This is a genomic window from Ectobacillus sp. (genome assembly GCF_056992975.1).
Genome location: NZ_JBXKMX010000121.1, coordinates 1 through 5,604, shown reverse-complemented (window position 1 = coordinate 5,604; position 5,604 = coordinate 1). Strand labels below are relative to the sequence as shown.

The window sequence follows — 5,604 nt, the reverse complement described above, 5'->3', positions numbered from 1 at the left end:
TTTTGCCAATGCTTCCATGTATGATTGCCTTGAAACTCATGATAGTAATAGGTAATTGGTTTCGTTTTTAATAGTTCTCGAAGTCTGCGGTTAGGTGTGATAAAATTTTTTATAGATCCATCTGATGTAGCCACCTGATTTTCTCCGGTTCCAATTACATGATAGATATCTAAATTATGTGATGGAGACAGGGTGTTTGCTTGCTGCATGACCTTTTCATCGACATAGGGTGACTGAAGAATACATTTTCCAAATGTATGAGGATACATAAGAGAAGCTAATAAGGAAACCGTAGCTCCAAGAGAATCTCCGAGTAAGATGCGTCCTTTTCCCATCTGATGCGTGGCGTAACGCCGATCAAGATACGGAGTAAGCTCATGAGCGAGAAAACGAATATAGGCTTGATTTTGTATGCCGCTAGGATGATACTTATTTCTGCGGTCCTGTATATCTTTGTATGGAATACCAACAAAAATGGTAGGCTCGATTTTATGTTGTATGGATTCAAGTAAGCGTAGTGCTTTGCCAAATTGAATATAATCCTGGCCGTCCTGAGCAATGACGACCGTATGATGATAAAGCGATGTGTAGGTAGATGGCAAGTAGACGAGTAGAAGAATGTCCTCTTGTAATGATTTGCTATGGATTGTAACTTCGTGCACGCTACCTTGCATCTTATATTCTCTCCTCGATATCTAATGTTCTACTTACATAGTTTACCATACAAGTAGCTGGGAAAGAAAATAGGAACCAGTAAAGAGAGGAGATTTCATTTTGAATAGATCAATTGCACTTCCGTTGGTTATTTCCATTATTGCTGTTTCATTTGCTGCTATTTTCGTCAAAATGTCTAGCGCACCTTCCTCCGTTTTAAGCATGTACCGTTTATGGTTTGCGAGTTTATTGCTGCTTCCGTTTGTTTGGAAAAAAAGAGACGATTTTCGGAGTATTACGAAGAAGGATTGGCTATTTTTAATGTTATCTGGCTTTTTTCTAGCTCTCCACTTCCTACTGTGGTTTTCATCTTTAAAGCTGACTACTGTCGCTAGCTCAACAATTATTCTAGCTGTGCAGCCACTTATTTCACTGGCTGGTGGTTTTTTTATTTTTCGCGAGCGTACAACGCTAGCATCGCTTGCGACAATTGTGCTTGCAATCTTTGGCGTTGCGCTTATTGGATGGGGAGATATTGGATTAGGTAAAGCCGCTCTTTTTGGAGATTTTCTTTCCTTTTTAAGTGTAGTTGCAGTAGTCGTCTATTTATTGATAGGACAAAATACAGTAAAGAAATTATCCCATTGGATTTATAGTTTTACCGTATTTACAGGAGCTGCCTTGTTTCTTACCGTGTATAACGTGGTGACGGCAACGAAATGTTTCGGATATTCGTCTAATGATTGGACCATGTTTGTATTGCTAGCTACGGTGCCAACGCTATCCCATGTAATTAGCAATTGGCTATTAAATTATGTGAATGCCACAACAATTTCAATGAGTATTTTAGGAGAACCTGTAGGAGCCACCCTTTTAGCTGTTCTGCTTCTTGGTGAAAAACTAATTGGTATCCAAATGGTTGGTGGCATCCTTGTATTAGCTGGTGTCTTTTTCTTTCTCATGCAACAGGGTGGAAACAAAGAGGTTTCAGAAGGCATTTAATTATTTGTTTGTAGTTAGATAGCTTGTAACTGTAATAATGCAAAGGTCACGAAATTGTCCGTCGTTTGTTGTTACAATTACAATCGTTTTGCCGGCATTTTTCGCTTTCACATGAATATGATCGTGGTGAAACGTTGCTTCCACAATGTCTTCGTTCGTAATAGCCCATTTTAATTGAGGAGCCAAAGCTTGATCCGGAAGAATTGTTATATACAAATCTTCTGTTTGGCCAACCTTTAATTTAAGCTTAGATCGACTAAAGTGAACGCCAATAACGGGTACGATATTAGAAGCTAACATTAGATGTGGGTTTTCACTATTCGTCATCGGCATTGAAAGTGATGAAGGAAAATGTACGATACTTCCACTGCTTTTAAATTCCTTATGTCTCAAAATCATGAAAATCCCCCCTTTGGCTTGTATTACAATTTATATTACATAATAAGTGTTACAGTACATTTAAATAAAAATGAAGAAAATATTAAGTTTTTTAAGAAAAACAGAGGAATATCACTATATTTGTCGAATGGATACAGAATACATAAAATTTGAGAAAATAAAAAAATAAATTTAGAAAAAAGTCATGGTTGACGTATGAAATTTAATATACTACAATCAATTTGAAATTACTTTATGTTGCACTTTTGATTTGAAAGTATGTATGATCGAAGGCAACAATGAATAAGCGTTGAAGAAGAAAAGTACATATTTTCGTCATTTCAGAGAGCTGATGGTTGGTGCAAATCAGTATGTGCGTAATATGGAATGGGCTTCGGAGCTTCCAAACCGAACTTAGAGTAGGCTTTGGCGATTGGTCTCATCGTTATAAGAGACACGTATTCGAGTAGGAATACGCAAAGTGAGTTACGAACGTAACTAACGAAGGTGGCACCACGGGGTTTCTCGTCCTTTTTGGATGAGGGCCCCTTTTGTATTTTTTTTTAATAATTAGGCTCTGTTAAAGCTTATTGTTGATTTAACTAGGTTGATTGGAGCGGAAGGTGCGAGACTCCTGCGGGAAAAACGGGTTAAGGGAGACCCCTCAGGCGCATAGCGCCGAGGAGGCTCCCAAGCCGCCCGCGGAAAGCTCGCACCTGGAGCGGAAATCAACAGGCAAGTTTAACAGTACCAATAATTAAATGACACAAATCGTTGAGTAAGAAGAGTATGTATATTTGAGACGTTCCAGAGAGCCGGGGATAGGTGAGAGCCCGGTGCGATGCGGTATACAGAATGGGCTTACGAGAGGTATTCTGAACTAGTTAGTAGGTTTACCCGGGCTTTCCGCCGTTACAAAGGATAGGGTATGATTTGTACCCGAAAAGAGGAATTTGCCATAGGCAAGTTCAACGTGAGGTGGCACCACGGTAGAGATATCGTCCTTTTGCATAATTGCAAAAGGACTTTTTTTATACAATTTTACATGCAGAGAGAGGATGAGACGAAGGATGATAACAAAAGAGCAATTCGAAATAAAGCAAAAAGAAAACGCGTTATTTTACATCATAGAAGAGATGGAGGGAGACGATGTAACGCCCGTTTTACTTTATAGTCGCTTAGAAGGAACAAAGAAATTTTTGCTAGAAAGCTCTCTCAGCCATGAAGATAAAGGACGGTACTCATTTATTGGCAGCAATCCTTATGCAGAAGTAAAAAGCAGAGGAGAGCATGTAGAAATTGTAACGGAACACGGTATTGAGCAAAGAGAGCAGAAGGTATTAGATGTTGTGGAAGAACTACTTGATTTCACAGAAATGGAAAGTCCGTTTCCGTTTACAGGCGGTGCCATTGGCTATATCGGCTATGATGTTATAAGACAATACGAGGTACTTGGCGAGATGAATGAAGATGCGCTGGATATGCCTGAAGCACATTTATTATTTTACAAAATGTTCGTTGTGTTTGATCATAAATTTCAAAAGGTGAGCATCGTCTATGTGTACAGGAAGAATGAGACGATGTCTTATGAAGAAATACAAGAAGTAATCACAAACACGAGGGAGCAGTTATTCAAGCAATCTCCTATTGCCAAGATAACTACAGAACTAGAAGGAACGTTTACTTCAAATGTTACCCAGGATCAGTTTCATGAAATAGTAGAAGCTGCTAAAGAATACATCCGAGCAGGAGATATTTTTCAAGTTGTGTTATCACAGCGTATTCATACTTCCTTCCAAGGAGATTCATTTGGATTGTATCGTCGACTTCGCGTGACCAATCCATCACCGTATATGTTTTATGTAGATTTTGATTCGTACGTGGTGCTTGGCTCCTCACCAGAAAGTCTTCTTTCGGTAAAAGGTAGAATGGTAACAACCAATCCAATTGCAGGCACTCGTCCACGCGGAACAACGAAGGAAGAGGATATCCGGGTTGCAGACGAGCTACTACATGATGAAAAGGAAAAGGCAGAACATCTCATGCTGGTTGATCTTGGTAGAAATGATGTCGGCTATGTGAGTGAAATTGGATCGGTTACACTTGAAAAATTTATGAACATCGAACGATACTCCCATGTGATGCACATTGTATCGGAAGTGACGGGCATACTTCGGGAAGATGTTACGTGTTTAGATGCACTTAAGCAATGCTTGCCAGCCGGAACGGTATCAGGAGCTCCGAAAATACGAGCGATGACTATAATCGATGAACTAGAATCGGTTAAACGCGGTGTCTATTCTGGAACGGTCGGGTATATTTCGTTTAATGGGGATATGGATATGGGACTTGCTATTCGGACGATGGTTGTTAAGGATCAGAAGGCATACATTCAAGCAGGAGCAGGTATTGTATACGATTCAAACCCGGAAAGTGAGTATCATGAAACATTAAATAAAGCGAGAGCATTGTTGGAGGTGCTGAAATGATATTATTACTTGATAACTACGATTCCTTTACGTATAACCTGTATCAGCTAATCGGACTGTGCAATACAAATATTAAGGTTGTGCGCAATGACAAAATTACCATTGAAGAAATTGAGAAGATGAATCCGGAAGCAATCATTATTTCACCAGGACCTGGACGACCAGAGGATGCCGGTATTTGTGTGGATGTTATTCGAAAATTTTATCGGAATATTCCGATTCTTGGTATCTGTCTTGGTCATCAAGCAATTGTGCATGCATTTGGCGGTGAAGTCGTTCGTGCCAAACATGTTAAGCACGGAAAAACATCTCTGCTTCGCCATACAGGGACTTCCATATTTGAATATGTAAAGCAACCACTCACCGCGATGCGTTATCATTCACTCGTAGCAAAGCGTGAAACATTGCCATCTGCATTTGAAGTTCTTGCAACTGCCATGGATGATGGGGAAATCATGGCAATTAAACATCATTATTATCCTTTATTTGGATTACAATTTCATCCAGAATCTATTGCAACTGAAGAAGGAAAACGAATGATTGAACAATTTCTAGCTTATGCATCTGAATCCGTTGGAGAAACGCGTTAATACAAGATAAACTAAGGGGGAGAAATCATGAATTTATATTTACGTAAATTGATTGAACAAAAGGAATTAAGTGAACAGGAAACGTATGAAGCAGGTATAGCTATGCTAGAAGGAGAGGCGAAGGATACGGAAATTGCTGCTTTTCTTGTCGGCTTAAAGTCAAAAGGGGAAACAGCAGATGAAATTTATGGCCTTGTAAAGGCACTACGGGAAAAGGCGCTTCCGTTTTCGAACACGATAAGCGGTGCGATGGATAATTGCGGAACAGGTGGAGACGGGGCGCAAACCTTTAACATAAGTACAACTGCTGCATTTGTTTTGGCAGGAGCCGGAGTAAAGGTTGCTAAGCATGGCAACCGCGCTGTATCCAGTAAAACGGGGAGTGCAGATGTGTTAGAAAAGTTAGGTGTAAACATTACTTGTCCGCCAAGCCAAGTAAAGCAGCTTCTTGAATCGGTTGGTATATCATTTTTATTTGCACCAGCTGTCCA

General features: G+C 39.8%; 6 protein-coding genes and 2 other annotated features. Of the genes, 4 read left to right on the top strand and 2 right to left on the bottom strand.

The window, feature by feature from the left end:
• Window positions 1-674 (bottom strand): alpha/beta hydrolase (locus AC11ZT_RS06180; RefSeq protein ID WP_484058763.1); only part of this gene is annotated, 674 nt, incomplete at its 3' end.
• A gap of 100 nt (window positions 675-774) precedes the next feature.
• Between AC11ZT_RS06180 and AC11ZT_RS06175 the strand changes: the two genes are divergently transcribed.
• Entirely contained in the window at window positions 775-1,656 is an 882-nt protein-coding gene (locus AC11ZT_RS06175; RefSeq protein ID WP_484058762.1) for a DMT family transporter, read from the top strand.
• Here the strand turns inward: AC11ZT_RS06175 and AC11ZT_RS06170 are convergent, their stop codons facing one another.
• The gene (locus AC11ZT_RS06170; RefSeq protein WP_484058761.1) at window positions 1,657-2,055 is read right to left on the bottom strand and encodes an Ig-like domain-containing protein; all 399 of its coding nucleotides are present in this window, start codon (window positions 2,053-2,055) and stop codon (window positions 1,657-1,659) included.
• 280 nt (window positions 2,056-2,335) lie between these two features.
• Window positions 2,336-2,570, top strand: a binding site (T-box leader).
• A 229-nt stretch (window positions 2,571-2,799) separates the two neighbouring features.
• Window positions 2,800-3,043: a binding site (T-box leader), on the top strand.
• Window positions 3,044-3,104: 61 nt separating this feature from the next.
• On the opposite strand from AC11ZT_RS06170, the gene trpE reads away from it, so the two are divergent.
• From trpE to trpD, 3 genes are all read left to right on the top strand, one after another.
• The gene (trpE, locus tag AC11ZT_RS06165; protein WP_484058760.1) at window positions 3,105-4,523 is read left to right on the top strand and encodes an anthranilate synthase component I; all 1,419 of its coding nucleotides are present in this window, start codon (window positions 3,105-3,107) and stop codon (window positions 4,521-4,523) included.
• Entirely contained in the window at window positions 4,520-5,113 is a 594-nt protein-coding gene (locus tag AC11ZT_RS06160; RefSeq protein ID WP_484058759.1) for an anthranilate synthase component II, read from the top strand. Before trpE ends, AC11ZT_RS06160 begins: the two co-directional genes overlap by 4 nt.
• A gap of 27 nt (window positions 5,114-5,140) precedes the next feature.
• Window positions 5,141-5,604, top strand: a 464-nt coding sequence (gene trpD, locus AC11ZT_RS06155) for an anthranilate phosphoribosyltransferase (RefSeq protein ID WP_484058758.1), incomplete at its 3' end; no start/stop codon positions are given.